Here is a 26224-nt window from a genome sequence, read left to right on the forward strand (position 1 = left end):
GTTCGTTAACGTGTGGTGCCTGCAACCAAGGGAACGAAGCGCACCGGTTCAAGGCGCTGCGTTTTATATTCATCGGTATCTTCTATTCGGATTATCATTGTAAGGGTTTGGGTGTCGGCCCCTACGGGGATCACCAATACACCGTTGGGTGCCAATTGCTTGAGCAGGCCTTCGGGCACTTCACGCGGCGCCGCCGTGGAAATAATGCCGTCAAAAAGTTGATCTTCGGGCCAACCTGCATGCCCATCGGCGTGCCGAAGGTGTACATTTCGCAACCTCAGCAGGCTCAACCTCTGCCGTGCCTTATCTTGGAGCGGCCTTATTCGCTCCACGCTCCAAACTTCATCAACAAGCTGAGCCAGTATGGCCGTTTGATACCCACAACCTGTTCCCACTTCGAGCACTCTCGAAAGTACACCGCCCGCGCCTAACAATATTTCCGTCATTCGCGCAACGATGTAGGGCTGGGAGATAGTTTGACCGTGACCTATGGGTAAAGCTGTGTCTTCGTAGGCTCTATGGGAGAGCGCTTCATCGAGGAAGATATGCCGCGGAGTATTGGCCATTACATCCAGCACTCGCTGGTTGCTTACACCTTGATCGACCAAGCGCTGGATAAGCCTGTCGCGGGTGCGCTGGGAGGTCATGCCCACGCCTTCTAAATTTATTGGATTCACACATTCTTCCGATTAAAACTGGTTTGTACTCGAGGTGGTTAAGCCCCCCCCGAAACGATAGCGCAAACAGGGGAAACTATACCACAGGCGCCACACCCCTCAGCCTGCTAACCCGACGGGGTATCTGACACCTCGGGCCCGGTAGATTTATTGCTCAAAAACGCAATCTCCCTGAGTACAGAAGTGGCAAATGCACCCGGTGGAAGCCCAAACGCCAAGTTCAGCCCACCACCTTTCTGCTCCCAGCTAAATCCCACTGGCTTCAACACCAATGCTCGCCTTTCCTGCTGCAGACCAACGTGCTCCAGGCCCCGTAGCCATGCCGCTTTACCTTCCAATGCCTGCATTTCAATCTGTGCCAGTGCATCGCTTACCTGCGATCGACCCCTGCCCCAAAGAGGGCCACTTGCGGAATCCGGGTCTTTATCCACTATTTGATCCCAACTGCCATTAGCTACCCTGCCAGCCAATACTCGATTGAAAAGATAAGATCTAGCGGCTGATTTGGCCATCACCTTTTTATTGCGGTTTCGTATCACCTCTCCCCGATCAAACCAGCGACTTGCCGAGTGCAGATTACTCTGGTTACGGCCGAACCGCTGTTCACCAAAATAATTAGGCACGCCCTGCTCAAGAATGCGGTTTAGGCGCAGGTCTAACCCAGCGAAACTGGCAACATGGCGCAGGGTAACCTGGAAAAAGTTCGCTTCATGCTGGCCTCGCCTTAGCTTTTTAGTGTGGCGCCCCGAAGTCAAAAGTTCTACCTGGGCTTCGGTGCCAGCAAAAAACGCCGCTAAACGGGCAGCATCTTCTTCGGGATCGGATTTAGGTAAATAAAGGCTAAACCACTGACTGGTTTGCGCATGGCGGTCTTTCAGCCCACAAAAACCTACATCCATAGTTTTAATGCCGAAAAAGTTAGCCAGCTGTTCGGCAACCCATGCGGTATTCTCCCCGCGCTTGCGAATTTGCAGCATTAAGTGCTCACCTTCGCCATCCGGCGTAAACCCGAGCTGCTCGTCTACAACAAAGTCTTCTGGTGAACACCTGAAGTCCGCTGAAGTGTCTGGGGAGCCAAAGGCATAGGGGAACGCTATATCAAACGCCGGTATCGGATTATCTTCAGCCATTCAGTAGCACCACTGCCATGGCCGAAATACCTTCGCCCCGGCCATTAAAGCCCAGCTTTTCAGTTGTGGTGGCTTTGACATTTATATGGCCAATATCTGTTTCTAGGTCCGCGGCAATATTGGCCCGCATAGCGTTAATGTAGGGGGCCATTTTGGGTAGCTGTGCAACAATCGTCATATCGGCATTACCCAAACGATACCCTTCCGCCTTGAGCTTTGCGTACACCATACGCAATAGCGCACGGCTGTCGGCGTTTCTGTACTGAGCATCGTTATCGGGGAAATGGTGGCCAATATCACCCAATGCAGCAGCCCCCAACAAGCCATCGCACAGCGCGTGCAGCAATACATCACCATCTGAATGAGCAACAAGCCCTCGACTGTGGGGAATTACCTCGCCACCAATCACGATTTTGTCACCTTCACCAAAGGCATGGACATCAAAGCCCTGGCCTATTCTCACCATTACAGATCCCCAGTGCTCGCTTGGTTTTTTAAAATATATTCGGCCCAGCCCAGATCTTCTGGCAGGGTTACTTTAATGTTGTCGCGTCTGTCGGCCAGTATCCGTACTCTGCCCCCAACGGTCTCGATTGCCGACGATTCGTCGGTAACCGGCAATTGTTTTTCTCTGCAATATTCAAGTGCAGATTTGAGCTTGGTTAGCGTAAACAATTGCGGGGTATGCGCTTGCCACAGCCGCGAACGGTCCTCTGTTCCAGCGACAACGTTTGAATGGTTAACGCGCTTAAGCGTATCGGAAACCGGCGAAGCGAGAATGGCGCCACATTTTTCCGCCAATACGAGGTCAATCAGCATTGTAATTTTTTCGAGCGTGACACACGGACGCGCGGCATCGTGAACCAGTACCCAGGCTTCACTCGCTTGACCGGCATACTCTTGGATAAATTTTAGCGCATTGAGTACTGAATCACTGCGCGCCTCGCCACCGAAACAGGTGTAGACCTTAGGGTGATTAACGAGCGTGGTTTGCTGCCAGTAGGTATCGGCTTTATTCAGCACAACAACGATGCCTTCGAGACGGTCTAACGCCAGCAGTTTTTGAAGGGTAATTTCAAGAACGGTTTCACCGCCCAGCGGCAGGTACTGTTTTGGTCGCTCGGCGCCCATTCGCGAGCCAATTCCGGCCGCCGGTACTACAGCCCAAATTTTATTATTCTGAGTCACAGAGCGCTAACCGTTAAGAGAAATGGAGACATCAAATTACTCTTTTTCCTTCTGCTCATCGACAATCATGAAGAATGTTTCGCCCTCACGGATCATGCCCATCTCGCTTCTTGCGCGATCTTCAATGGCATCATGGCCATTCTTCAGTGCATTTACTTCGGCAGCCAGTAACTTATTCCGCTCTTGCAGTCGATCATTTTCTGCTCGCTGCTTGGTTATCTCCTGCTTAAGTCGAACCACATTTGCCGTGCTACCCTCGCCAACCCACAAACGATACTGCAGTACTATAAGCAGCAGGATTAGAATGGGGGGCAGCCATTTCATGAAGTAGGGCCTTTTAACATGACTGTATAGCTTTCTGTTGGGGCTAAAGGGCAGGAGCCAGTTTTATGTTCTGCTGTGCTGTTTTCACTTGCTTGGCCTGCATAACACACTAAAAACACCATCCACCCACCATTAGGTGCTAGCGGCAAGTGGTTTTAGGTGGATGTTAACAGGCCCTCACCAAAAGCGTGTATTCATTAGCCGGCAAAGTACCATATTTGGGCATAGGCCTCCAATTAAACACAAACAAACGAAACTCGCTTCTATCACCGTATAATAGCGATACCAACGCTAACGGATTGAGTCACCATGAAAAAAATCACTTTCGGTCTGGTCATTATCTGGTTGCTTACCGGTTGTGCCGCTATGCAACTGGAGCAACCGCAAATATCCATTATAGGCTTTCGGCCGGTCAGCTCTTCGGGGCTAAACGCCATGTTCGAGCTCGATATTCGTATATCGAACCCCAACAGTATTACCCTGCCTATCGCGGGTATGAGTTATGAGTTTGCAGTAAACGATGCGGGCCTACTGAAGGGTGTGAGTAACGCGATAGACCCTATTCCACCTTATAGTAGTCAGGATATAAAACTGCAGCTAAGCGCCAACCTGCTCTCAGCGCCCAAGCTCTTATACAGCCTGTTAAAATCCCCAGGAGATTTTGTGCACTATTCGTTTACCACCAAAGTCGATCTACAGGGGCCACTGCCCAGCTTTCGCCTAGTGGAAGATGGAAAAATTGCTATAGGTGGCAATCGCTAATTTCAACCAACCTTTTTACTGCCATACTTGGCCGATACCGCGTAGAAATACGTTGGGGAAAACAGCGCATAGCCCTTAAGGCACAAAAACGGCGTAACTTCCCCAGTACACAACAAGAGATAGCACCACACAGGTTATGATAAACACCACAACCAAACGCAACCTGGAGAAAATCTACCAGGAAATACAAGCCGTTATCCTTTCACGGCAAAGCCCAATTACCGGTTTACTGCCAGCGAGTACTGCGGTCACCACACACGGCGACTATACCGATGCTTGGGTGCGCGATAACGTCTATTCAATTATAGCGCCCTGGGCCCTGTCGATGGCCTACCGCAACAACGGCAACCGACAGCGCGCCGATGAACTCGAACAAGCGGTTATAAAGCTGATGAGGGGCTTGCTGCAATCAATGATGAGGCAGGCCGACAAGGTCGAATCCTTCAAGCACTCACTGAACCCCCTCGACGCACTCCACGCAAAGTACGACACGCATTCAGGCCTTACCGTTGTCGCCGATGATGCCTGGGGCCACCTGCAAATTGATGCAACTTCTATATACCTACTTACGCTCGCACAAATGTCCCGTTCGGGCCTAAGGGTTATACGTACATTTGACGAAGTCGACTTCGTTCAGAACCTCATCTATTACATCGCGAGCGCCTACCGCACGCCCGACTACGGTATTTGGGAGCGCGGCAATAAAATTAACAACGGTAAAACCGAAATCAATGCCAGCTCGCTTGGTATGGCAAAAGCCGCTCTGCAAGCGTTGGACGGCTTAAATTTATTTGGCCCGCAGGGAGCACCGCGAGCGCAGGTGCATACCGTACCCGACGCGCTATCCATGGCCCGAACCAATCTGGCGGCTTTGCTACCGAGAGAGTCGTTATCCAAGGAAGTGGACAGCGCTATTCTCAGTATTATCGGGTTTCCTGCATTTGCCGTAAGTGATTCACGCTTGGTCACCAAAACGCGAGACGACATCCTTAAAAAACTCGGTGGTAACTATGGCCTTAAACGGTTTTTATGGGATGGCCACCAAACCTCAACTGAAGATCCATCACGGCTCTATTACGAGCACTCTGAACTAGCGGGTTTTGAGCATATTGAATCTGAGTGGCCATTATTTTTCTGTTACTTATACATCAATGCACTCTTCGCCGAAAATGCCCAAACAGCCAGTCATTACCGTGAAAAAATTGAAGCGCTGATGGTGGAAAAAGACGGTATCAGGTTAATTCCAGAGCTCTACTTTGTAGCACCGGAAAACGTGGAAGCAGAAAAGCAAAACCCTCGCTCCCAGGCGCGTGAGCCCAACGAGAACTTGCCACTGGTGTGGGCACAAAGCCTCTACTACACCGCATTACTAATGGACGAGGGCTACATAGACTATTCAGACTTAGACCCCTGTGGTTTGCGCGGTACTACCACCCAATTTTCTCGCGCTCAGGTTGCATTAGTGGTATTGGCGGAAAATAAGCAAGTGAAAAAAATGCTCGCTGAAAATGGGGTTATCGCCGAAAACATTAAAGACATTATGCCGCTAAAGGTCATTTCCGCCCCTCACCTTGTAGACGCCTATGCCCAAGTTGGCGCTAACGACAAACTGAATTTAAGCGGGCGCCCCAAAAGGCGGCTACTGAGCTTGGCCACGTCTCAAACCTACAATATAAATGAGCAACAATACCTGTGCCTATCCTGGATTCAGGGTGCTCAAGGCGACGACTACAGCCAACGAGATGCCAGTCTAATGGCGAAGATGGTACGCAAAGAAATTTCCCATATTCGCAACCACTGGCTTAATTCCGAAGTGGCCGTTTTTACGTTTATGGTGAGCGAAGAAATTTGTACCGCTGGCGATGCAAAATCACTTTTTGACTGCCTTAAAAACTACCAGCTGCGCACCACCGATGAACATATTGGCTACGCATCTGCTAGCCTTGCATACCTTGCCTCCCGGGAAAACCATTTGCATATTCCCGACATGTGCATGACCCCTCTTACCCACCGCGAGAGAGCTACCGACGAAGTAATAAATTGGAATGAAGAGGTTAGCCCGTTATTCGCAGACTTTATTGGCAACCAGGAAAAGCTGGCGGCCCTCATTATCCATTTATATAACAACAAAAACTTAAGAACGCCCGCGTGTGACACAGATCATTCCATCACCTGGCGACATCTACTCGACACCCTTTACCAAAAAGCATTGGGGCAACAGCAATGGCTAGTTGCACGGCTGATCTTTAGTCTCCTTGAACGTCAAAAACCTGATCTTGCCGACTACCTGTCGGTGCTTTCGGCAAGACATTTTTCAGTGAACGTTGGCGTTAACAAAGCGAATGAATTTGGCCTTAACCCATCATTGTCGAGCAACCAAATCTTTGAAGTATTACGCGATGCCAGCCAGCATCCAATTGAACTCAGCCTATTACAGGAAGTTCTAGAGTTTATTGGTGTACTCCAACGAACGCGGCCCCAATTGTTTGAGGGGCTTCGCTCTATTCACTTACACCATTTGCTCCGGCTGTGTAGCGATATCAAGTCCAATGATGATCACCTGCAAACGGTAATGTCTGTGGCTAGCCTCAGCCCCAGCGAATTAATGGATAGAATTAACCGTATTCTCGAATCTCTCCATTCTCGGTTTACCGCCGATCTAAGCCACAGCTTAAGCACACTTTCATCAGAACAGCAGGAATTGGACGCCGCCGATACGGACTGGTTTGAATGGCGTTTTGAAAGAGGCTTAATGCTAGGGTTAAATAGAGATTTTTTGGAAAAGGTTTGGAAATCTTTAGCGCTAGCACCCCAAATTATTTTTGGCGATTCCCACAACCCAAAATGTGTGATTCAATCAAGCTTGGTCAGAAGTTCCATGACACCCGGTGAGGAAAATTTTGCGCGGCTGATAGACAACGCATTATCGCAAGTTCACCCACCCTATTTTAAAAGCGCACTCACAGAGGTGTTAACGGCTCTCACGGAATTCCATGAAGAGTTCCCAACGGTAAAATTTCAAGCGCCCATTAACCTCGAAACGGTATTGGAACAAGCCGCGCAAATGTATTGCGATATGGAACATCAATCATCACCCACCGCACGTGATCTTGACATATTTCTGGAAGAATCACCCAAACTAGTTTCAGGCTATTTTATTCAAGTGCTAAAAAATAAAGCGGGGCTCTAACTTACCACCTAAACCTAAGTTTGCGCCTAAACCTATACCTCAGCCTGGCCTGCCCCTAACCCAGCGTTTTCTGAAAGAAGCCGCTGACGGGGGTTGTCGGTAGGAATGAATCGATAACAGTATAATGATGTGTAAAAAAGCCAAAGATTAAACAGTTTTTAACTGCGCACTAAAATATCACCCGTAGGCACTATTCAAACGCTGCATCGCCAAAGCTTACGCTTACGCCCAAGCACCAAACACTAATTGCCCGTATACTTGCACTTAAGCTAGGCGACACATTTACGATAAAGGTAGCGTCGCTGTATGCCTGTCCAAACAAATTATCTCCAAGTGTATAGCCACCCGTAAAGGTATCGGAGTCAGTACCATAAAAATACACATCGGGAAGACCACCGCCGTCATAACTGAAATGACTTATCAGTAAAGTGCAATCATCCACCACGGTAACACTGCCCTCTACTGCGTGAGCACGGGTAATAAGGTTTGCCACTGTGCCAGCCTGCAGATGCGCAGAGCAATCAGCTGAACCACCCAGCGATTGAGCCAAGAATTCCAGCGCTAACTGATCAGAGGGAAGTACCCCACCACCACCGGCATTGGCAGCAAAATTTAGCACCGCTGCATCAAAATCCGTATCGTCCCATTCCACAGAAAGCCCTGTCGCCATAGCGGCGGCTGACGTAGGCACCTGTATTCCATTTGCCGTATTGTTATCTTCGTCTAAAGCCATCAACAGCCGAGTAATATTCAAAGCTATCCGGTTGTCGGTATCACCTGCGCCCGCCAACGTAAACGGTGAAACCTCTTCCCCGCCTAAAATCACTGGAAAACTGAGATCACCGATAGAAAATATAACACTCTCGCCGTCTTGATATTCAAAGCCACCACTACTTGTGGTAAGGCCATTCACCATTCCACTGGTGAACTGCAATCCTTCTACAGGTACCACAACCAAGCTGCCCATCTGACCACCGACAGAGCTCGAAGACGACGATTCACTGGAAGAACCGCTGCTTAAAGCGCTACTGAATGAAGACGCTGAGGAGCTACTAACGTTACTACTGCCTCCGCCACCACCGCAAGCCGTAAGAATGGCAACAACACTGAGTACCAAAACCTTTTTACCTAACATATTGCTACCCTGTGGAATAATAAGAATGATCAACAGTCAGTTTAGCGCCTTAGCATCACCGAAGTATCACATTTTTATCACGCTATCACACATTTGCCGTAGGCAAGCAAAACTCAAAGGATGTCCCCTCCGTTTCACGGCTTTTTACCTCGATCTGCGTTTGGTGTAAATCTAATAGTTTTTTGGTAATGGCTAACCCCAAGCCCCCATGGGCGGTGTTACCACGTACACTGTTGCCGGCTTTAAAATGCGGATCAAATACATGTGGTAGATCTTCCAGCGGAATTCCAATACCGTTATCAGACACCTCCACTGCCACTGAGCGGGTATTTTTTGCAAGGCGAACGACAATGCTTCCACCCTCGCGGGAATGACGAATAGCGTTATCGATTAAATTACTCAGAACTCTCTCCAGCTTTTCGATATCGCCTACTACATGAATGCTACTGTCCTTGGGCTCTACCGCTAGCGTGAGGTGTTTTTCACCTGCGATTAAAGCAAACTTTTGCAAGGTATCCTGCACCAGTTCTGCAATCGAAAATTGCTCGAAATTTACTTGTACATTCCCGCTGTCGAGATAAGCCAATTCGAACAACTGCTCAACCAACTTGGATATTTTCTGCGCGCTTAATTTTGCAGTTTCTATATAGTGAGCCCCCTCCTGCGCAGAGACTTTATTGTGGTTTATCTCCCATGTTTCTAAATAACCTAACAACGAAGCTAAAGGCGTACGTAGATCGTGCGAGATATGACTCAACAGTTCTTTACGTAGCTGATCGACTGTTATAACGTTTTTATACTGTTCGTCTAATTTTTCAAGCAGGGATTTAAAGCTATTACCCAGTAAATGGATTTCATTTTCACTCTCTGGGTTCCATTGTGCCAATGCATTCATGGCCTCTTCATTTTTAATTCCTTCACTGGAAAAACCTTCGCTCTGCAGAGCATGTACTTGTGCTGCCAGCTTCCCTAGAGGCCGTGTTATAAGGCCGGTTAACCAGAGGGTTGCCAGCAAACTAAAGGTAAGCCCTATAAGGAGCGCCCAAAGCGCACTCTGTACTATGCCACTACCGCCAACCATGGAAGTAATATCGTCGTATATTTCGCTACCCAAAATGACGTATAAATACCCCGACAAATCGCCACCCGTATATATGGGTGCTACCGAGAACACTTTTTCTCCTGTCTCGCTACGTGGGTCATCCCCATACACGGGCCTATTTGGCAAGCCCGCCTGTATAATATTTTCAAATTTTCTGGTATCAACACGTTTACGCTTTATTTTTTCTGGGGGCGTTGAATACGCTAGCACATGGCCCCCAGTGTCCAACACGTAAAACTCAAAATTGGGCCCCAATATCATTAACTCATGAAAGGTTTGCTTTGCCGCATCCAGATTCGCCCGACCATTTTCAAACAACAAATATTCTTTAACCACGTGTTCGGCCAAAGCCATATTCATACGTTGTGTAACTTCTTGCTGGTGCGCCGCGGATGCACGCATAATAAGTAATGATGTAAAGATTGCGACCAGAGAAAAACTGACGAATAAGGTTAATACTAAGCGTGCACGAAGTGTTTGTATAAACTGAAAACATTTACTCATAAAACTTATACCCCACGCCCCATACCGTTAACACAAACTTCGGGTTGGCGGAATCCAACTCAAGCTTCGCTCGAAGCCTATTAATATGTGAGTTTACCGTGTGTTCATATCCCACGTGATGGTAGCCCCAAACAGAGTTAAGTAATTGCTCGCGGCTAAACACCTGTCCAGGGTGGCAAGCCATATACAGAAGCAAATCAAATTCTTTTGCCGTAAGCTTTACGTGTTTTTCCCGATAAAGTACCTGACGTTTTTGTTTGTTAATAACAAGATCATCGAAAACAAGCTCTGCATCCTCGTAGCTTCCGGCAACATGCTCCTGTGCCATAAAAGCCACACGGCGCAACAAAGCCTTTACTCGCGCCTGTAGCTCACGAATACTAAAAGGCTTCGTAAGGTAGTCATCTGCACCCACTTCTAAACCCACTACGCGATCTGCTTCGGATTTTTTAGCGGTGAGCATTAAAATAGGCGTAAAAATATCGTTAGCGCGAATACGCTGACAAATTTGAAGTCCGTCAATTCCAGGTAACATAACGTCCAAAATGATCAGGTCGAAACGATTACTAAGCGCATGATGTAACCCGCTATCACCATCAAGACTGCGTTCAACTTGATAGTTCATACTTTCGAGATTCAACGCCACCAACTCATTGATATCCTGCTGATCTTCTACGACTAAAATTTTTTCGTGCATTAAATTCGCCTGCTGGAAAACGAGTTTTTAAGTAAGATATGCGCTATTGCTGACAACTCTGCACTCAGTACCCATGCGGAGCAACGGCTTTAAGAAGACCTAGTGAGAATATATAGAAATAGTGGCCTATTTCAGGTCTTTCCGACACAGGGCTTCACAAAACAACATTGCAATGAGTACGCTAATTTTCCGCATGGTCACTAACTCAACTAACTATTACTGGGTGCGAGTGACGTTAATTAATAACGCACCATTATCAAAACGATGGGCTTGGTTCAATGCCGAATTGTCCAAGCCATCTGCCGCCGTTACAACACCAGAATGCCGAGCAACAAAACCCACATCATCTCGTGTTACATTATGGCCTTCTCCCCCTGCTGCCGGGCCGGGAATAGAGTCTGTTGATTCGCTATTAGCCTCGGTACCAGCATCATAAATAGGCGCCAGCACCTCCATGCTTTCCCCCACTACCATCTCCCCAAGCGACCAGTCACTCATACCCGTAAACGCATCATTGGTATTCACCAGCATAGCGGCCACGGTGAGGCTCAAGTTGTTTGCATCCATTACTTCCAACCTATAACTCGCGCTTTGACCAGGCAATATCAATTCACTGCCCGCTAAAGACGCCAACGCGGTAGTTTCTGCGATAAAACCGCCGGTACCACCCGATTCGGCCAATACTTCCAAACCTGCACTAGCCGGAGAACCAACCTCCCACGCTACGCTACCCTGCTCGTGAATCACCAGTGCTGGAGGTGAGAGGGGCTGTGCGTGGGTGGTGTTAATTAACCGAAAAGTAAAGCTTCTCATCGGTTCGACCGTAGGCTCGGTTGTTGGCTCGAAACCGCCATCTTTACCATCGCCACCACAGGCAGTAAGTAACGAAAAAACGGCAATCCCCACTAACAAAGTAAGATTTTTTAAACTGTTCATTGCTATCTCCCCTTATGTTAGTGAACGGTTACGGTAACTTTCGCGACCGGGTTTAACCAGCGATGAACACGGCTATCGATATCACTACTACCACCGACAGCGCTGCTATCCCCCAGGTTTCCCCGATGAATATGAACACGACTATTGCCCTCTTCGGTCGTAACACCTACTCCACCGGTACCACCATTTCCGCCGGGGTTAGCGGGTATACCTAACATGCCCGGTGCACCACCGCCGTCTACTACCAGCTCGTTATTGGCTTCTGTTCCTGCATCGTATCCGTTCAGCAATATGGTGTAGGAACCTGCAGCAGCAGGAATAGGCCATGCATCAAGGCCAACAAAACCGTCGTTGGTGGGCAATAGCATCGCAACAATACTCAGATGGTCGTTATCCCCCGTATCCCAGTCACTCGCCAGAGTAGAAGTGCCGGGCATGAGCAAACCTTCAGCCGGGTTTTCGATATTAACGCCACCCATTGCAGCCGCTTGAGTGACTAGACCGCTAAAATCACCGCCCTCTGCCATTGCCTGCAGTGCATCGCTGGCGTCATCGCCCAGTGAATAATAATGCATCGTGTCCCCATGAGAGGTAACCAGCAGCGGCGTAAAATAAATACCCTGAGTTAAGTTGGTAATTTTTACTGAAATCGTAGCGGCTGAAGCGCCATTAGCCAAAAGCCCAAGAATGAAAGAATAGAAAAGGTGCTTGATGTTCATGATGTGTCCTCGCTTGGTTAAAGTACAAGGAAGGATATACAGCCAACTTCAAGCATTAATCACGAAATTATCAATTTTTTATCACAGATAAGGGTTTGCTCAGGAAGGCCGCGACTCACCCAGTAACGGTCTAACCTAAATACAATACCCAACACACACCTACAAATAGGTTATTCCATCATTGCCTTAGCGGCCGCCAACAACACGCCATTATCGATACGGCTTTTGTAATCTGGCGCGTAGAAAATAAAATTCACTTTTTTTGTCTTATCAACAAGAATGGCCGCCGGCACCGGTAGCAGGTGATGCTGCTCACCGGAATTACGCTGCAGATCAATATCATACGTTTTATATTTCTGCCGCGTTGCGCTGTCCACCTTAAATGCCAATCCCAGCGCCTTTGCCGCCACCATTTTACTATCCGACAATAATGTATAAGCCGGGTTGTGTTTATCACCCGTTTCACGCAAATATTTTGGTAGGTCGGGGCTTATGGCAAACATCTGAATGCCGAGTTCGGCAATGTTTTTTTCGATTTTTCTCAACTCGGCCAAATGGGTATTGCAGTAAGGGCACCAGCTACCACGATAAATAACCAGCAGTACCGGCGACTGCTTTATTGCGTCATCCAGCTGGAATGGCTTTTCGTCTGCGGTAACAAATGTAAAGCTCGGAAGCTGGGCTCCAACCGCTATGGGCTGAACATCCTCCGCTTTCCTGGGTACTAAGGGATCGCTTGCATGAAGGGTATGAGCAAAGAGTGCAAACACTAAAAAGAAACACAATTCGTGTAATCGAGGCATGGTAGCAGCTCCATCAGTGGCCGGTGTGCTGACAGTGTAGATCATCGTTAAAAGAGAAGCTCCTTTCCTACCCGTGCTATTTCGATGAATCTCCGCTATCGCCATGGCGAAATAGCAACATGCGCCCACTAGAAGTCACTTTTCTCACGCACAAAAAAAACCGGGGCTGATAAGTCAGCCCCGGCCATACTCATACTACAAACCTATCTGAGATTACATACCCCAGAGACGGTTCAGCATGCCCCACTTGGTTGCGTTTGGCGTAGTCCATACACCCCAATCAGTTTTATTGCTGATTGGGTCGTAACTACTATTGTAGAGACCACCAGTGTCGCCAGACTCTGGGTTAATAGACCAGTAACAAGCTTCGATATTTTTCTCAGCCATGTAGTCTACAAACGCACTCTGCCATTGTTCATCAACGTTGTCGGTAATGTGACCCCAACGGTTGATATCACGAATGCTTGAACCTTCTGGCCAGTTCAAGTGACCACCGAACTCACCTACAACAACGGCGTAGCCCATGTCACGCAAATAACCAAAGTGTTCTTCCCAACCTGGGCGCAGCAATTCTGGATTAATTACGATGTTACAATCAGCATCACCGGCACCGTCACCTTCGAGACCCTCACACTCTGGCTGTGATGGGTCCATAAACATACGCTGTACGAACACGGATGGGCCGTAGGTGTGTGGCGACCATACTAACTGAGACTTAGGGATGTCAGGCATATCGTTGGCGGCGGGATAAAGATTCTCACCCCAGTTCGGGTTAGAGAACTCGTCACCGTGCTCAACTGGATCTTTACTCTCAGGTGTTCCGTCCTGCGCGTTAGCGTTGCCAGAAATACCCTGTGCAAAAATCAGTAGGTTAGGATTCACTTCCTGAATAGCGGTGTAAGCATCTTCAATATGCGTTTTCCAGTCTTCCCAAGTGTAATCGTAGGGCTCGTTGAAAATATCAATACCGATAATGTTATCAACACCCAACTGCTCAGACAGGCCTGCGAGCTCACGCAGGTTGTTCAACCACTTCGACTTATCATAAGCCTGAATGCGCGTTACGCCAGCAGGGTTATTTGAAGACGCACAAGAAGAATCTTCACGGTAGAAGTCGTAATCGTCACGGTCGTTATCAGCATAAGGAGGACGCGCGTCGAATCGACCTGCACGCCAGCCAACGTAGTTTGAACAAGAGTGAATATCGAGCATCACTTCCAAACCGTTTTGGTCTGCCAGTATGATGAAGTCTTCCATTGCCTGACGGGCATTGTCTTGACGCATAGGCTCGTAGTTCTTCAATACAGAACCCTTACCTTGAGGATCGTTAGGATCCAGTGTTTGCGGCACCACAGGGAAGCGAATTACGTTGATTCCACGGTCAGTAATCTCATCCATAGTCTGCTGCATGGTTCGATCGTGGTTGTTCGCCCAGAAGGTGTTGCCAATATAAAGTTCCATTGGTGCACCGCTTGGGTTGGCAGAATCGTCTGATGGCTCGTGACGCCCTTCGAGACCAAACCAGCTACCACAACGAACAGGGAAGCGATCTCCGTTCTTGGTAACATTACCAGAGGAATCTACACGGAAAAGTGCATTGCCACTTGGCGTACTTGAGCTGGAGCTAGAACTAGAACTAGAACCATCAGAACTGGAGCTGCTTGAAGAGCTAGAGGAAGAGCTGCTGCTGGAGCTGGAGCTGGTATCACCACAAGCACCTATGGTAGACCAAGTTCCATCGCTTCCAGGAACAGAATTCGTGTACCAGTTCGCCTGATAAAGCACGTCCTGATGAACCATCTGGTCGCCGCCTTCAGCGTGGTTGTATGCACCGCCGGCCCAATCTTTCGATGTCCAGTTAGGGTATACATTTACGCCGTCACAAATTCCACCTACTGAACTTGAACTGCTAGAGCTGCTTGAAGAGGAGCTTGAACTGCTAGAGCTACTTGAAGAGCTAGAGCTACTTGAAGAGCTAGAGCTGCTTGAAGAGCTGGAGCTACTTGAAGAAGAACTGCTAGAGCTGGAGCTGGAGCTAGAGCTGGAGCTGCTGCTTGAAGAGCTGGAGCTAGAACTGCTGCTAGAGCTGCTGCTTGAAGAACTGCTGGAGCTGTCAGAACAAACATCACCGGTCACAACAGGAGTTTCAACGCTACCACCGTTGGTGTTTCCCTGAAAACCAAACTCAACCGTTTGGTTTGGAGCAATGCTACTGTTCCAACCGAAAGGGGTTGCCGTGTATGCACCGCTTAAGTTGGCATTCCAAGCGTTGGTAACAGTATTGGTATTATACTGCCAGTTGACTTCCCAGCCGTTAATTGCTGTAGAGCCGGTATTGGTTATACGAATAGCACCGGTAAATCCAGTACTCCATTCGTTCGAAATAACATAACTACAATCTGCCGCCTGTGCACCTGCGCCCGCTACGGACGCAGTAATACCCAGACCCAGAATCGTAGCAAGTCTTAAGCCTTTGCTTTTTTTAAGGATCATTCTAATTTTTTCTCCTAACCCGAAAATGGAACTTTTATTTTTATTGAACATACTCACTCGCAGCCTAACTGTAATAGTTTCGGCGCGTACAGTCGCTCACCGTTCAATGTAAAGCTCAGCAAGTGATTCTTGCTGAAGTTATCCTTAACATTTTCCACGCTAAATTATTTTTATTTCTTTTGTGCGCAGCCAGCGGAACTCCTCAAGTCATGAACTACTAGTCATTAAATAAAAGAGTTTTATCCTTTGCCGACCCAAAGCTGCGGAAAAAGAGCAACCGCATCCCTAGGAGTTTCTGATGATGAGAAAATAAAGTATTTCGATTATTGGGGAAAACCCCATGTAAAACTTATACAACAAAAGGACGATTTGAACGTCTTCACAAACATGAATGTATACCCTTACAGGCTAATTATAATTTTTCGAAATCAAATACTATTCTTATTATTCTCATTTAGTTAACAAATCCGTAAAAACCTCAGTTACTAAACATTCGTTTTAGAAAAAAACCACAACCCTAATACCAATGTCTAGTGCCGAAGTGAATAAACTCACTAACCACAGACATACTACTATATTTAATTTGGGTAAGCGTAGCTCGAAGCACAAATAATGTCGAATAGACCACTATTTGTTATTAGTTTATTTACCATCTATTCCAAATCGAAATGAAGGAGCGCTCGCAAAATTTCTTTTTCAGATGATTTTTACTGGCAACAAAAGTAACGGCTTAACCGATTGAGTTCATAATCAGTTAACCCATTTAGCGAATATCATTACACCAAACACTGCCAACACCCCGTTAATCGCTCATAGCGTAACCGCCACTTTTTTAGCTCTACTCGACTCACCAACACCAAAAGGCGATTTTGGCGCCAACATCACTCAAAAGAAGGCTATACATAGTAAAAGCCAGGATTTGATTTTCATATTTAACATTATATTGATTCTACTGTTCTCCCACCCAGGCCTTTATACCCTTCGAATTCACTGACTGCATTTCGTTATTCACGATTTCTATAACGGCGTCTATACTGGGTTTGGGGGACTTTACATATCACACACCATTATTTGGCCTGACCAGTTGTACGCGGCCACTTTGATCCAACCGAGATAAAGCACCATTTGCAAGTGATAGGATGCGCATAAGGGTTCTGTGCACCGCAGAGTACTTATCGCAAACGAGTTTCCTAAAAAATCCTAATAAAAAACTGGAGGATATCCGTATGTCCATCACCTACGCAGTCATTTTTGGCGCTGTCGTATTTGCCTTACTTTATGGCATTTATGCCACGCGCTCTATTTTGGTATCGCCTAGCGGTACCGAGCGTATGTTGGAAATAGCAGGAGCAGTACAAGAAGGAGCAAAAGCTTTCTTAAACCGGCAGTACGCCACAATCGCCGTGGTCGGCATAATCGTAGGCATTATTCTGGGGGTTTTACTCAATATCTGGGCTGCCGTTGGTTACTTTATCGGCGCAATTCTTTCCGGTGTTGCTGGCTACATTGGTATGTTCGTATCCGTACGTGCAAATGTGCGAACAGCTGAAGCCGCCCGCAGCTCTGGGCTTAAAGAAGCTTTATCGGTAGCATTCAAATCTGGCTCCGTAACGGGCATGCTGGTTGTCGCGCTAGCACTGTTTGGAATGACGGTTTATTACATTGTGCTGCAGCAGCAATTCGACGTCTCCACAGATGAAGGTACACGCCACATAATGGAAGCACTCGTGTCACTTGGCTTCGGCGCTTCACTCATATCAATATTTGCCCGCCTCGGCGGCGGCATTTTTACCAAAGGTGCCGATGTTGGCGCAGACCTTTCGGGAAAAATTGAAGCCGGTATTCCCGAAGACGACCCCCGCAACCCAGCCGTAATAGCCGATAACGTAGGCGACAACGTGGGTGACTGCGCGGGTATGGCTGCGGACCTGTTTGAAACCTATGTTGTGACCATTGTAGCCACCATGCTACTGGGCGCACTTTTCTTTACCGGCGAAATCCGTACAGAGCTGATGATGTATCCATTACTGATCGGCGCTGTCTGTATTTTTGCTTCAGTGATATCTACCGCCTTTGTTCGACTTGGTAAGAGTCAAAGTATTATGGGCGCTCTGTATAAAGGCTTTGTCGGTTGCGCAGTTCTTTCCGGCCTGTTAATTGTTGGCACAACCTGGTGGCAGTTTGGCTTCCACAACGTTATCGATACCGCTACCGGGCTGACCGGCCTCTCACTCGTGAGCTGTGCCATAACCGGCTTAATCGTTACGGCCTTGATTGTGGTCATTACCGACTATTACACCGGCACCAATCATCGCCCGGTTAGGGTAATTGCCGAGGCCTCTCGCACGGGCCACGGTACCAACGTTATTCAGGGCCTCGCTATTTCCATGGAATCGACCGCTCTGCCCGTGTTGGTTATCTGCGCTGGCATCATAGCTTCGCACATCTTTGCGGGCCTTTACGGTATCTCCATTGCGGCCACAACTATGCTGGCATTAGCCGGTATGGTTGTTGCGCTCGATGCTTTTGGGCCCGTCACCGATAATGCGGGCGGTATTGCCGAAATGGCTGATTTACCCGAAGAAGTTCGCAAAATCACCGATGCGTTGGATGCCGTAGGTAACACCACAAAAGCCATCACCAAAGGTTACGCCATTGGTTCCGCCGGTTTAGCTGCACTCGTACTCTTCACCGCGTATACCGAAGATTTACAGCACTATTTTCCAGACTTGGAGGTTACCTTTACGCTCTCTGACCCCTATGTAGTCGTCGGTCTGTTTATTGGCGGCCTATTACCCTACCTGTTTGGTTCTATCGCCATGCAAGCTGTTGGTCGTGCAGGCGGTGAGGTTGTGACTGAAGTGCGTCGGCAATTCAAGTTGCCCGGTGTACTCGAAGGAACAGCCAAACCCGAATACGGTGCCTGCGTAGACATGCTCACCAAAACAGCCATTCGAGAGATGATCATTCCGTCTCTACTGCCGGTACTGGCGCCCATTGTCATGTATTTGGTGGTATCGCTAGTTGCGGGTGAAGCCGCAGCCTTCTCGGCTCTAGGCGCAATGCTACTGGGTACTATCGTAACCGGTCTGTTCGTAGCCATTTCCATGACCTCCGGTGGCGGTGCTTGGGATAACACCAAAAAGCTGATTGAAGACGGCGCCCACGGTGGCAAAGGTTCTGAAGCTCATAATGCAGCGATAACAGGCGATACCGTTGGCGACCCCTACAAAGACACAGCAGGGCCCGCCATTAACCCCATGATCAAAATCACTAATATTGTGGCTATTTTACTACTGGCGATTATTGCCTAAACACAAACGCCACCCAACAAAAAAGCCAGCTAGATACAGCTGGCTTTTTTTTGGGTGGCTTTTTTAGAGGCTAGGTGAGCCTGAAAGAATAAATTGATCTACCCAAAATAACACTACGAGTAGCCTAACCTTCAATTAGCGCACAGCTTGAAAGCATACCGGTAACCGCCTTACTTGCCGCTAACGGAAAACTCAAAAAATCCATCGCAAGGGCATCGTACGCTTTCGCATTATCCTTTCCAGCAACATTCAATTTAGCAAAAGCAGCCAACACCGCATTATTATCAGTGAGCTGCTGCTCCACTTCGATAATGTGTTGTACGCATACATCTCGACTGACGCTAACCTCCAACATAGAATGAGAAAAGTCCACCGCCTGCTGTATTGCCCGCTGAACCGAACGCGCACTGGAAACCACAGCTTTCTGCTCTGTTACCGTCATTTGTGCATCCACTCCCGCATCCAACCCGGCAGCTGCCCGCTCGCCCACCTTTTCAAGCGTTACACCCAGTGTGTCGGCGCCGATAAACACGCTATCCGCAAGCTTCTCGAAACTCGCATGATAATCTAGCGCTTGGGCTACAGGGAAAGACAGCCACAGCGCACCCACCAACACCACCCCAGCAAATTCTTTCGCCAACACTCTATTCATTTGCAATCCTTATTCATAAGCGTCCGCGAAACCCCTTGAGACACAGCCAAAAATGAAAAAGCGAAATTATTACTATAACCTACTCTTACCTCCAGCTTACTCTGGGTTTGATTTTTTAGCGGCTCGACTAGCTTTAGCTTTAACCTAGCAAGTGCTTTAACACAGGCCGCTGAACCCGCACCAAGCATAGTTATAGCCGCCTCCTGAATTACATTATCATACAATGAAAAAAAAACAGCCGCTTCACGCTGCACAAGTTCGGCGGTAGCAGGGGAAATGGACTCCGTCTTTTCCGGCGAGTTCACCTCAAAGTGATCCGTGTATATTTTCAGTATACGCGCTCCCGACTCCTGCAAAGGTGTAAAAACCTTTTGCATTTTCGAAACCTGACCATAAACTTCATTATCACCAACAACCGAAGTCGACAAAAAGACCAGAAATATACAATTGACTACACTTACTACTCGGTAAAAAAGATTTAACTTTATCAAAACTTATCAACCTTAACCAATTCTACGCGCCGATTATTAGCGCGCCCGGTAGTATTCACATTACTGGCTACTGGCAAAATATAAGATGCGCCAAACGATTTTAAGCTATGCCCACTAACACCGTAGTCTTTTACTAAAGCGCTCAAAACCGATTCAGATCGGCCCGCCGAAAGCTGGAGGTTATAATCATAACCGCCAAGGGCATCCGTATGCCCAACGACTACATACTTTTCGCCTTTGTGCTTTTTCAAATACTCGGCAATTACAACCAAAGAAGACCTAGACTCATCCGTTAACGCAGTACTGTTATGCTCGAAATACAACCCAGACAACACTACCTTGCCCTTACTCGCAATACCGTCTTCGACACGCTCGGTGGTAAGCACCAGTTCCTTCGTCTGTAAATTCGCAACCTTTGTTAAATCTATAGAATATTGAATAAAGCGCGCATACTTTGATTGTGCCACCACAACTTTAAGAAAATACTCGCTCCCGTCTTTGGAGAGGCTACCACTATAAAGGTGCACGGCTCCTGCATTAAGGTTTACAAACTCCTTAAAACCAGAAAAGTACTGCGACATCTCGTACTTTGAATATATTTTTCTAACGAAGAAACTACCACAGCCTTCCACCTGAGCAGAACAACTAACCGCCGCCTTGAAACCAGACTTCTGCAACTTAAAAAGAATAGATTTATAAACCTTCAACGTATTGTTTTCTACGGCAGGATTCACATCGTAAATAACAACCTGCCTCGTCCCTTCCACCTGCTGACTCTCAAAGCTTTTACGATCTTTTTTTGAGTTAAGTGTAAGCGGGAATAGTGTGCTGTCGAATTCTTTCTCGAAGTAGCCACTAATAATACTGTTAGGGTAGCGCCCCACTAATGGCAAATCTGAACCACCGGGTAAATCGTTAGTCGCTTGGGCAGAACCTGTGTGAGAAACCACCGCCAACGTAAAAGTAAAAAAAAGAGAAGCCAACCGTTTCATTGTCATTACTGTATACCGTTATACCTGAGGCCTTCTATAAAAAAATACGGAAATATTTCTGTTTCTGTCATTTGTTAGTATCCGTCACGCCAATCTTTTTTCGGTATGCTATACGGCAACCCCTCTTTTGTTCCTTCTACCACCTCCTTGAATTCATTCTGAAGGGGGTCAAAAACACAATCAAGAACCTCCGGAATTGATTCTCTATAGTTCACACGATCAAAATAGTTCAAATTCCGGGAATCTACTTCAGATAATGTCTCACGGTAAACCAGCCAATCGTTTATGCTTTCACCATGGCCATTTTTATCATACATTAACAAACGAACATTCCCTCGACCAGAGTCATCAAAATCATAAAGAGAAATACTAATCAATAATTTCACTTTAGAATTTGACTTTAGGTAAACCACGTCAACGGCAGTCGGCAATCGGAACAAAGAAACGTCACCGGCAGTCTTATCCGAGGGTGTACGTAATTCCTTTTTGTCCAAAACGAAACGAGAATCCAGTTTCATAACGCGTAAATCTAGCTCTTCGCAGACAAAAGAATAGAACTCCTGCAAAAAAACACGTTCATCCATAGTTAAAATTACTCCATCAGTATACGAATTATAAGGGGTGTCATAATGTCCGCTAGCCAGAATCTCTGCTTATTGTCGAGAGCTTTGCCATATTGCTAATGTTTCTAATGTTTCTACTGTTTCTACTGCAATCATCCGCTAGTATCCGTCACGCCAATCTTTTTTCGGTATGCTATACGGCAACCCCTCTTTTGTTCCTTCTACCACCTCCTTGAATTCATTCTGAAGGGGGTCAAAAACACAATCAAGAACCTCCGGAATTGACTCTCTATAGTTCACACGATCAAAATGGTTAAAATTCAGGGAATCTACTTCAGATAATGTCTCACGGTAAACCAGCCAATCGTTTATGTTTTCACCATGGCCATTTTTATCATACATTAACAAACCAACATTCCCTCGACCAGAGTCATCAAAATCATAAAGAGAAATACTAATCAATAATTTCACTTTAGAATTTGACTTTAGGTAAACCACGTCAACGGCAGTCGGCAATCGAAACAAAGAAACGTCACCGGCAGTCTTATCCGAGGGTGTACGTAATTCCTTTTTGTCCAAAACGAAACGAGAATCCAGTTTCATAACGCGTAAATCTAGCTCTTCGCAGACAAAAGAATACAATTCCCGTAAAAATTCAAGCTCACTCATATTTATAATTCTGACCCCACAATTCTGCAATAAGCGAGAAAATACAAACAAACAATATAGCTATCCGTAAACCATAAAAATTACGTCAATCCCAGCCTACGGCAGCCGTCTCCATATCATAAAAAACACTACTTTTATCAGAACCAAGGTCCAATGATGGTATACCCCTCATCCCTTAACCCCTTAACCCCTTAACCCCTTAACCCCTTAACCCCTTAACCCCTTAACCCCTTAACCTCTTAACCCCTTAACCTCTTAACCTCTTAACCTCTTAACCTCTTAACCTCTTAACCTCTTAACCCCTTGTTCATTCAACTTGTACATTACCGTATACGGCATATCCTTTGCTACGAAATAATTTGTATCAAGGCCTCCCCTATATATTTTTTTGCTCGTCATACGAACAAAAAAATATCAACATTGCAGTCAACGCCATCGATTTTATACACCTTTCCGTTTAACGACTTATCGGTAAAAATTACGCCGTAAACTTAATTACCATTTAGTTCACTGTCAACTTCCTTCACTCTTCCCATATCGTCACCAATCACTGCTACCTTACCATTTGTACATTTTAGTGCTTGCTTGATTTGAAATTCAAAATTTTCAGTTCAGACTTTAATGCCTGCGGTCACATAATCTTTATAGGTACATAAGCAGCCAAAAAACCCTCATCTAGCACCTAAAAATAAAGTCTCAAGCGCAGTTTTTTGATTTGTTCTGGAATTTACCCTGAGTGAGTTATAAAACACATAAGATTTGTAATAAAAATAAAAAATGCATCGTTTTTTTTTGGGGGGGCTGGTTATTTTCCAGCTGTTGATCAACTCGCTGAACCTCAAAAACCGATTAAGGTTATATCTAGAACGAGATCAAGCAAAGAAAACATACGGGCATGCTACCTTGGCATTGCTCTTAATTGTTCATATACTAGCAGGCCACTAATAATCAGTACGCGTCACTTAAAGCCTGTAAAGTAAACGTCATGAAAAACGACGCAAAAAAACTTTGTACAGAAAAACAGCATTTAATTCGTAAGATAGCCGTGCAGCGAGTACATGATGGTGAAACAGCGGCCGAAGTGACACTAGACTTGCACCACTTTGACGGACACTAAGCATTTACCATTCTTAGCTTTTTGTATTGTATAAAAATTCATTTACCCTTTAATACGATAATTTTGCTACCAACGAGCTCCAAACTTCATGTTAGGGAACCTCAGAGACCTTTCGGCTTAAGCTTCCTGCGCCAATCCACCTCCTACGTACACAGATAGCTGTGCACAATCTGAAGCCCGCAATTACAAGTCGATTTTAACCGTTATTAATTGACCTCCGTACTCCAAGTGCAACTCAACACAATAGATGTGTCTCAGCCTACCTCTCAGTTATTCCGCTGCACTCTAGGTGTATTAAGGAATTCTCTCTCTTTAATTTATGGCACTTCGATGCCCAGTAAGCCCTCAGCATTCATTCTTACGGATAAATTCCCTTAATTTCTACTTACTCAGTGGCTTCCTAACTCGCTGTTAATAAAAATGAATTTCCCAAGGCAACTTAGGTACGAATTCATGAAAATATGCCCTCAAGTTGATCCACTCCTCGCGCCACCCCAGACTCGGGCGCCATCAGAAAAGGTAAGCGCGTCGTCATTTAATTAAATAGTTTCTTTCGGAGCTTATCCTCAAGTTCATTCTTTTGCTTATCCAACTCGCCTTCGAACTTAGCTTTCGACATTTCTTCGACGGATTCACTCTTGCCATCGGCAAGATCCTGCAGCTTGCTCCAATCTCCAAGTTTTGCATTACCTTCGCCCTTTTCCTCGCCTGCCCTTAACCCCAGCTTCTTCTGAAGCTCGTCTAATTTCTTCCGGCCTTCTGAGCCCGCACTCGCCATCATCGAGTCGCGTATCTTTTTGTCCAAATCCGACCCTAGTGAAAAGTCAGGGTTATCCAGTACACCAGCAATACCGGCATCCATTTTTAGACTGGTCAATTGGTTAAGCGTATCTGCAACGCCCTCGGTGAACTTGTTGGTACCCTCCATTTTCAGCACCATGTCAACCAAATTGATAACCCCCTTACCATCCAGTAAGCCGTCGGTAATTTTAAGAGCCCCCACACTATTTAGACTTGCTTTTGTCAGTTCGCCATTCAATACATTTTCGCTGAGCAGTGGCAGTTGGTCTAACAGCACTTTTTGTAGGTTCCAATTTTGATTAGCTTTTAAACCCGTTGCAGCCAGCCAGAAGTCACCGTTCACCGCCAGTGACTGCCATGCGGCAGTATTCTTTGAATCCACAGAAAACGTAGTCGCACGACCAAGAATGTCGTGATCGGTTGTTATATCCTTCCAATTAGAGTTAAAACCCTGACCTTGCCATTCCAGCGACACATCCGCTTTCCGAATTAAAAAGTCGGGTAGTGCACTGGCATCTGTAAATTCCACCCAGCGCCCTCTTCCCGGCCTTTTACTTGCTCCACTTCTTTTTTACTCTCCAGCATTGGTACTACCAACTCATACGCTGACAATAGGCGTTTACTCCACGCTCTGGCCTGCTCGCCAAAAACTAACGCTGTAATTTCGGAAAGTGCTGCCATATCGCCGGCCAGCATTCCCTTTAGCGTGTTGTAATCTTCACCCTAGTAGCTGTTTGCAATGCCGCAATATTTTTGATAAGTCTGCCTGAGGCGTCTTTTGCACTTTTGCGAAAATTATTGATCTTACTTTTTTCAGCATTAAGCGATTTTTTTAACGATTTAAATTCATTTTGAGCGGCTAATAAGTCTTCGGGATTTTTGTAATCTTTTTCGGTTAACTGTTTAATTTTATCGCTGTAATCCTGGAGAACTTTCTCATCGGGAAGCTGTGAGAACTGTTCTTTTAGTTTTGCGTCGTGAGCTGAATAGCTAGCTTTTACTGCTTCTTTCGCTTTGTCGGTCTGCAGTGGTATTTTCGCTATCACCTCATCAACCGAGGGCAACTTCACATCGAACCCCATACCGGTTTCAGCCTCTTCAGGGGCATCACTTTCCACCGGCAGGTATACCTCACCAGCCTTGCTACGCTGACTATCAAAGCGAACGCCCGTCACGGCCAATTCATCAATTATGATTTTTTTCATTAGTAACGGCAAAAATTCAATTTCTGCTGTTACTGATTCCAGCTGTACTTGGTTGTGGGTTGGCTTGGCCGGATCGGTTATTTGAATTCCCGACACCGTTACCCCAAAAGGTGAATAACTGTGGCTAACGCTACTTACATTTACCTCTGCTCCTACGGCATCTCCAGCAACGGCTTCAATGCCCTTTGCTATCCAGCTGTCTACAAAAAAATGTGTTACCGCTATAAGCAGCGCGATAACCCCAACAAAAATACCTAATCCACTCCAACGAATCATTTTCATATTTTCACTCCCCAAGCCCGGTCATTCGCTGCACAAGGGTACTGGCACGTAACATTTGTACAATTTTCCATTTACTTATTGCCGACAAAAATCTTTCTCTATACTGCACAATAAGCAGTTTACTTAACACCAGAACGACAGGAGCCACCACTAGGCTCACGACCAAACTACCCATTGTTAACGTGTGGTTAAACTGAGTGAGGCGGCCCAAGCCAGAGCTGTAGAGCGACTGCCATAAGGCCTGCGCAGATGGCGCAGAAAGCAGGCTTTCCCCTACACCGATGAGCAGTGGGTCGAAAAGCATAGCCAGCCCCGAAAAGAGGGCTACCGCGAGAACAAAGCTGGCGATATTCACACGAAAAAACAGCACAATGAATAAAATAATGAGATTGTGCAGCCTGTATAGCGGGGTGATGCCCACTATCATGCCAAGCATAATGGCGAACGCTATCTGCCATGGGTTGGTTTCTGAGCTGAT

The 26224-nt window shown here is 46.7% G+C and carries 25 protein-coding genes; 4 read left to right on the forward strand and 21 right to left on the reverse strand.

Annotation, left to right across the window (positions count from 1 at the left end; translation table 11 throughout):
* Positions 1–5: 5 nt before the first annotated feature.
* The 5 genes from H5336_RS22345 to ftsB form a co-directional block, all read right to left on the reverse strand.
* Positions 6–647, reverse strand: coding sequence for a protein-L-isoaspartate(D-aspartate) O-methyltransferase (locus tag H5336_RS22345; protein ID WP_185236695.1), 642 nt, complete (start codon positions 645–647; stop codon positions 6–8).
* Positions 648–784: 137 nt separating this feature from the next.
* Positions 785–1807 carry a tRNA pseudouridine(13) synthase TruD gene (truD, locus tag H5336_RS22350; RefSeq protein ID WP_185236645.1) on the reverse strand — a complete coding sequence of 341 codons (1023 nt, stop codon included), beginning with the start codon at positions 1805–1807 and terminating at the stop codon, positions 785–787.
* Complete coding sequence (gene ispF, locus H5336_RS22355; RefSeq protein WP_313558366.1) at positions 1800–2270, reverse strand: 2-C-methyl-D-erythritol 2,4-cyclodiphosphate synthase; 471 nt, start codon at positions 2268–2270, stop codon at positions 1800–1802. The genes truD and ispF overlap by 8 nt, the downstream gene beginning before the upstream one ends.
* A 2-nt stretch (positions 2271–2272) precedes the next feature.
* Positions 2273–2995: a 2-C-methyl-D-erythritol 4-phosphate cytidylyltransferase gene (gene ispD, locus H5336_RS22360; protein ID WP_185236647.1), complete on the reverse strand. Its 723-nt coding sequence runs from the start codon at positions 2993–2995 to the stop codon at positions 2273–2275.
* Between the two features lie 36 nt (positions 2996–3031).
* A complete protein-coding gene (ftsB, locus tag H5336_RS22365) occupies positions 3032–3319 on the reverse strand; it encodes a cell division protein FtsB (protein WP_185236648.1) in 288 nt (95 codons plus the stop codon).
* Between the two features lie 309 nt (positions 3320–3628).
* Here ftsB and H5336_RS22370 point away from each other — a divergent pair, with 309 nt between their 5' ends.
* Positions 3629–4081: an LEA/WHy family protein gene (locus tag H5336_RS22370; protein WP_185236649.1), complete on the forward strand. Its 453-nt coding sequence runs from the start codon at positions 3629–3631 to the stop codon at positions 4079–4081.
* A gap of 136 nt (positions 4082–4217) precedes the next feature.
* Positions 4218–7271 carry a phosphorylase b kinase regulatory subunit alpha/beta gene (locus H5336_RS22375; protein ID WP_185236650.1) on the forward strand — a complete coding sequence of 1018 codons (3054 nt, stop codon included), beginning with the start codon at positions 4218–4220 and terminating at the stop codon, positions 7269–7271.
* Positions 7272–7461: 190 nt separating this feature from the next.
* On the opposite strand, the gene H5336_RS22380 is transcribed toward H5336_RS22375, so the two are convergent.
* The 7 genes from H5336_RS22380 to H5336_RS22410 all read right to left on the reverse strand — a co-directional run bounded on the left by H5336_RS22380 (position 7462) and on the right by H5336_RS22410 (position 15660).
* A complete protein-coding gene (locus H5336_RS22380; protein WP_185236651.1) occupies positions 7462–8406 on the reverse strand; it encodes a DM13 domain-containing protein in 945 nt (314 codons plus the stop codon).
* An 85-nt stretch (positions 8407–8491) separates the two neighbouring features.
* Complete coding sequence (locus tag H5336_RS22385; protein WP_185236652.1) at positions 8492–10012, reverse strand: sensor histidine kinase; 1521 nt, start codon at positions 10010–10012, stop codon at positions 8492–8494.
* The gene (locus tag H5336_RS22390; protein ID WP_185236653.1) at positions 10005–10709 is read right to left on the reverse strand and encodes a response regulator transcription factor; all 705 of its coding nucleotides are present in this window, start codon (positions 10707–10709) and stop codon (positions 10005–10007) included. The genes H5336_RS22385 and H5336_RS22390 overlap by 8 nt, the downstream gene beginning before the upstream one ends.
* 216 nt (positions 10710–10925) lie before the next feature.
* Positions 10926–11645, reverse strand: coding sequence for a spondin domain-containing protein (locus H5336_RS22395; protein WP_185236654.1), 720 nt, complete (start codon positions 11643–11645; stop codon positions 10926–10928).
* A 17-nt stretch (positions 11646–11662) separates the two neighbouring features.
* Positions 11663–12364 (reverse strand): spondin domain-containing protein, encoded by a 702-nt coding sequence (locus H5336_RS22400; RefSeq protein ID WP_185236655.1) that lies wholly within the window; start codon positions 12362–12364, stop codon positions 11663–11665.
* Between the two features lie 170 nt (positions 12365–12534).
* On the reverse strand, positions 12535–13167 hold the full coding sequence (locus H5336_RS22405; protein WP_185236656.1) for a peroxiredoxin-like family protein: 633 nt from the start codon (positions 13165–13167) through the stop codon (positions 12535–12537).
* A 213-nt stretch (positions 13168–13380) separates the two neighbouring features.
* Positions 13381–15660 (reverse strand): cellulase family glycosylhydrolase, encoded by a 2280-nt coding sequence (locus tag H5336_RS22410; protein WP_185236657.1) that lies wholly within the window; start codon positions 15658–15660, stop codon positions 13381–13383.
* A gap of 1226 nt (positions 15661–16886) precedes the next feature.
* On the opposite strand from H5336_RS22410, the gene H5336_RS22415 reads away from it, so the two are divergent.
* Complete coding sequence (locus H5336_RS22415) at positions 16887–18974, forward strand: sodium-translocating pyrophosphatase (protein WP_185236658.1); 2088 nt, start codon at positions 16887–16889, stop codon at positions 18972–18974.
* A 124-nt stretch (positions 18975–19098) separates the two neighbouring features.
* On the opposite strand, the gene H5336_RS22420 is transcribed toward H5336_RS22415, so the two are convergent.
* The 5 genes from H5336_RS22420 to H5336_RS22440 all read right to left on the reverse strand — a co-directional run bounded on the left by H5336_RS22420 (position 19099) and on the right by H5336_RS22440 (position 22341).
* The gene (locus tag H5336_RS22420) at positions 19099–19626 is read right to left on the reverse strand and encodes a hypothetical protein (protein WP_185236659.1); all 528 of its coding nucleotides are present in this window, start codon (positions 19624–19626) and stop codon (positions 19099–19101) included.
* Complete coding sequence (locus tag H5336_RS22425) at positions 19623–20003, reverse strand: hypothetical protein (protein ID WP_185236660.1); 381 nt, start codon at positions 20001–20003, stop codon at positions 19623–19625. Before H5336_RS22425 ends, H5336_RS22420 begins: the two co-directional genes overlap by 4 nt.
* Before the next feature lie 110 nt (positions 20004–20113).
* Entirely contained in the window at positions 20114–21115 is a 1002-nt protein-coding gene (locus tag H5336_RS22430) for an OmpA family protein (RefSeq protein ID WP_185236661.1), read from the reverse strand.
* Positions 21116–21183: 68 nt separating this feature from the next.
* The gene (locus H5336_RS22435; RefSeq protein ID WP_185236662.1) at positions 21184–21693 is read right to left on the reverse strand and encodes a hypothetical protein; all 510 of its coding nucleotides are present in this window, start codon (positions 21691–21693) and stop codon (positions 21184–21186) included.
* Positions 21694–21831: 138 nt separating this feature from the next.
* Complete coding sequence (locus H5336_RS22440) at positions 21832–22341, reverse strand: hypothetical protein (protein ID WP_185236663.1); 510 nt, start codon at positions 22339–22341, stop codon at positions 21832–21834.
* Between the two features lie 985 nt (positions 22342–23326).
* Here H5336_RS22440 and H5336_RS23540 point away from each other — a divergent pair.
* Entirely contained in the window at positions 23327–23458 is a 132-nt protein-coding gene (locus H5336_RS23540) for a hypothetical protein (protein ID WP_281385719.1), read from the forward strand.
* Between the two features lie 535 nt (positions 23459–23993).
* Here the strand turns inward: H5336_RS23540 and H5336_RS22445 are convergent.
* From H5336_RS22445 to H5336_RS22460, 4 genes are all read right to left on the reverse strand, one after another.
* Positions 23994–24788, reverse strand: coding sequence for a hypothetical protein (locus H5336_RS22445; RefSeq protein WP_185236664.1), 795 nt, complete (start codon positions 24786–24788; stop codon positions 23994–23996).
* Positions 24749–24940, reverse strand: a complete 192-nt coding sequence (locus H5336_RS22450; RefSeq protein ID WP_185236665.1) for a hypothetical protein — start codon at positions 24938–24940, stop codon at positions 24749–24751. The genes H5336_RS22445 and H5336_RS22450 overlap by 40 nt, the downstream gene beginning before the upstream one ends.
* Positions 24941–24960: 20 nt before the next feature.
* Complete coding sequence (locus H5336_RS22455; RefSeq protein ID WP_185236666.1) at positions 24961–25746, reverse strand: TIGR03545 family protein; 786 nt, start codon at positions 25744–25746, stop codon at positions 24961–24963.
* A 4-nt stretch (positions 25747–25750) separates the two neighbouring features.
* Positions 25751–26224: TIGR03546 family protein (locus H5336_RS22460; RefSeq protein ID WP_185236667.1), on the reverse strand; the 474-nt coding region annotated here is incomplete at its 5' end.

Origin of the sequence: Teredinibacter franksiae, assembly GCF_014218805.1 — a bacterium.
Lineage (GTDB): Bacteria > Pseudomonadota > Gammaproteobacteria > Pseudomonadales > Cellvibrionaceae > Teredinibacter > Teredinibacter franksiae.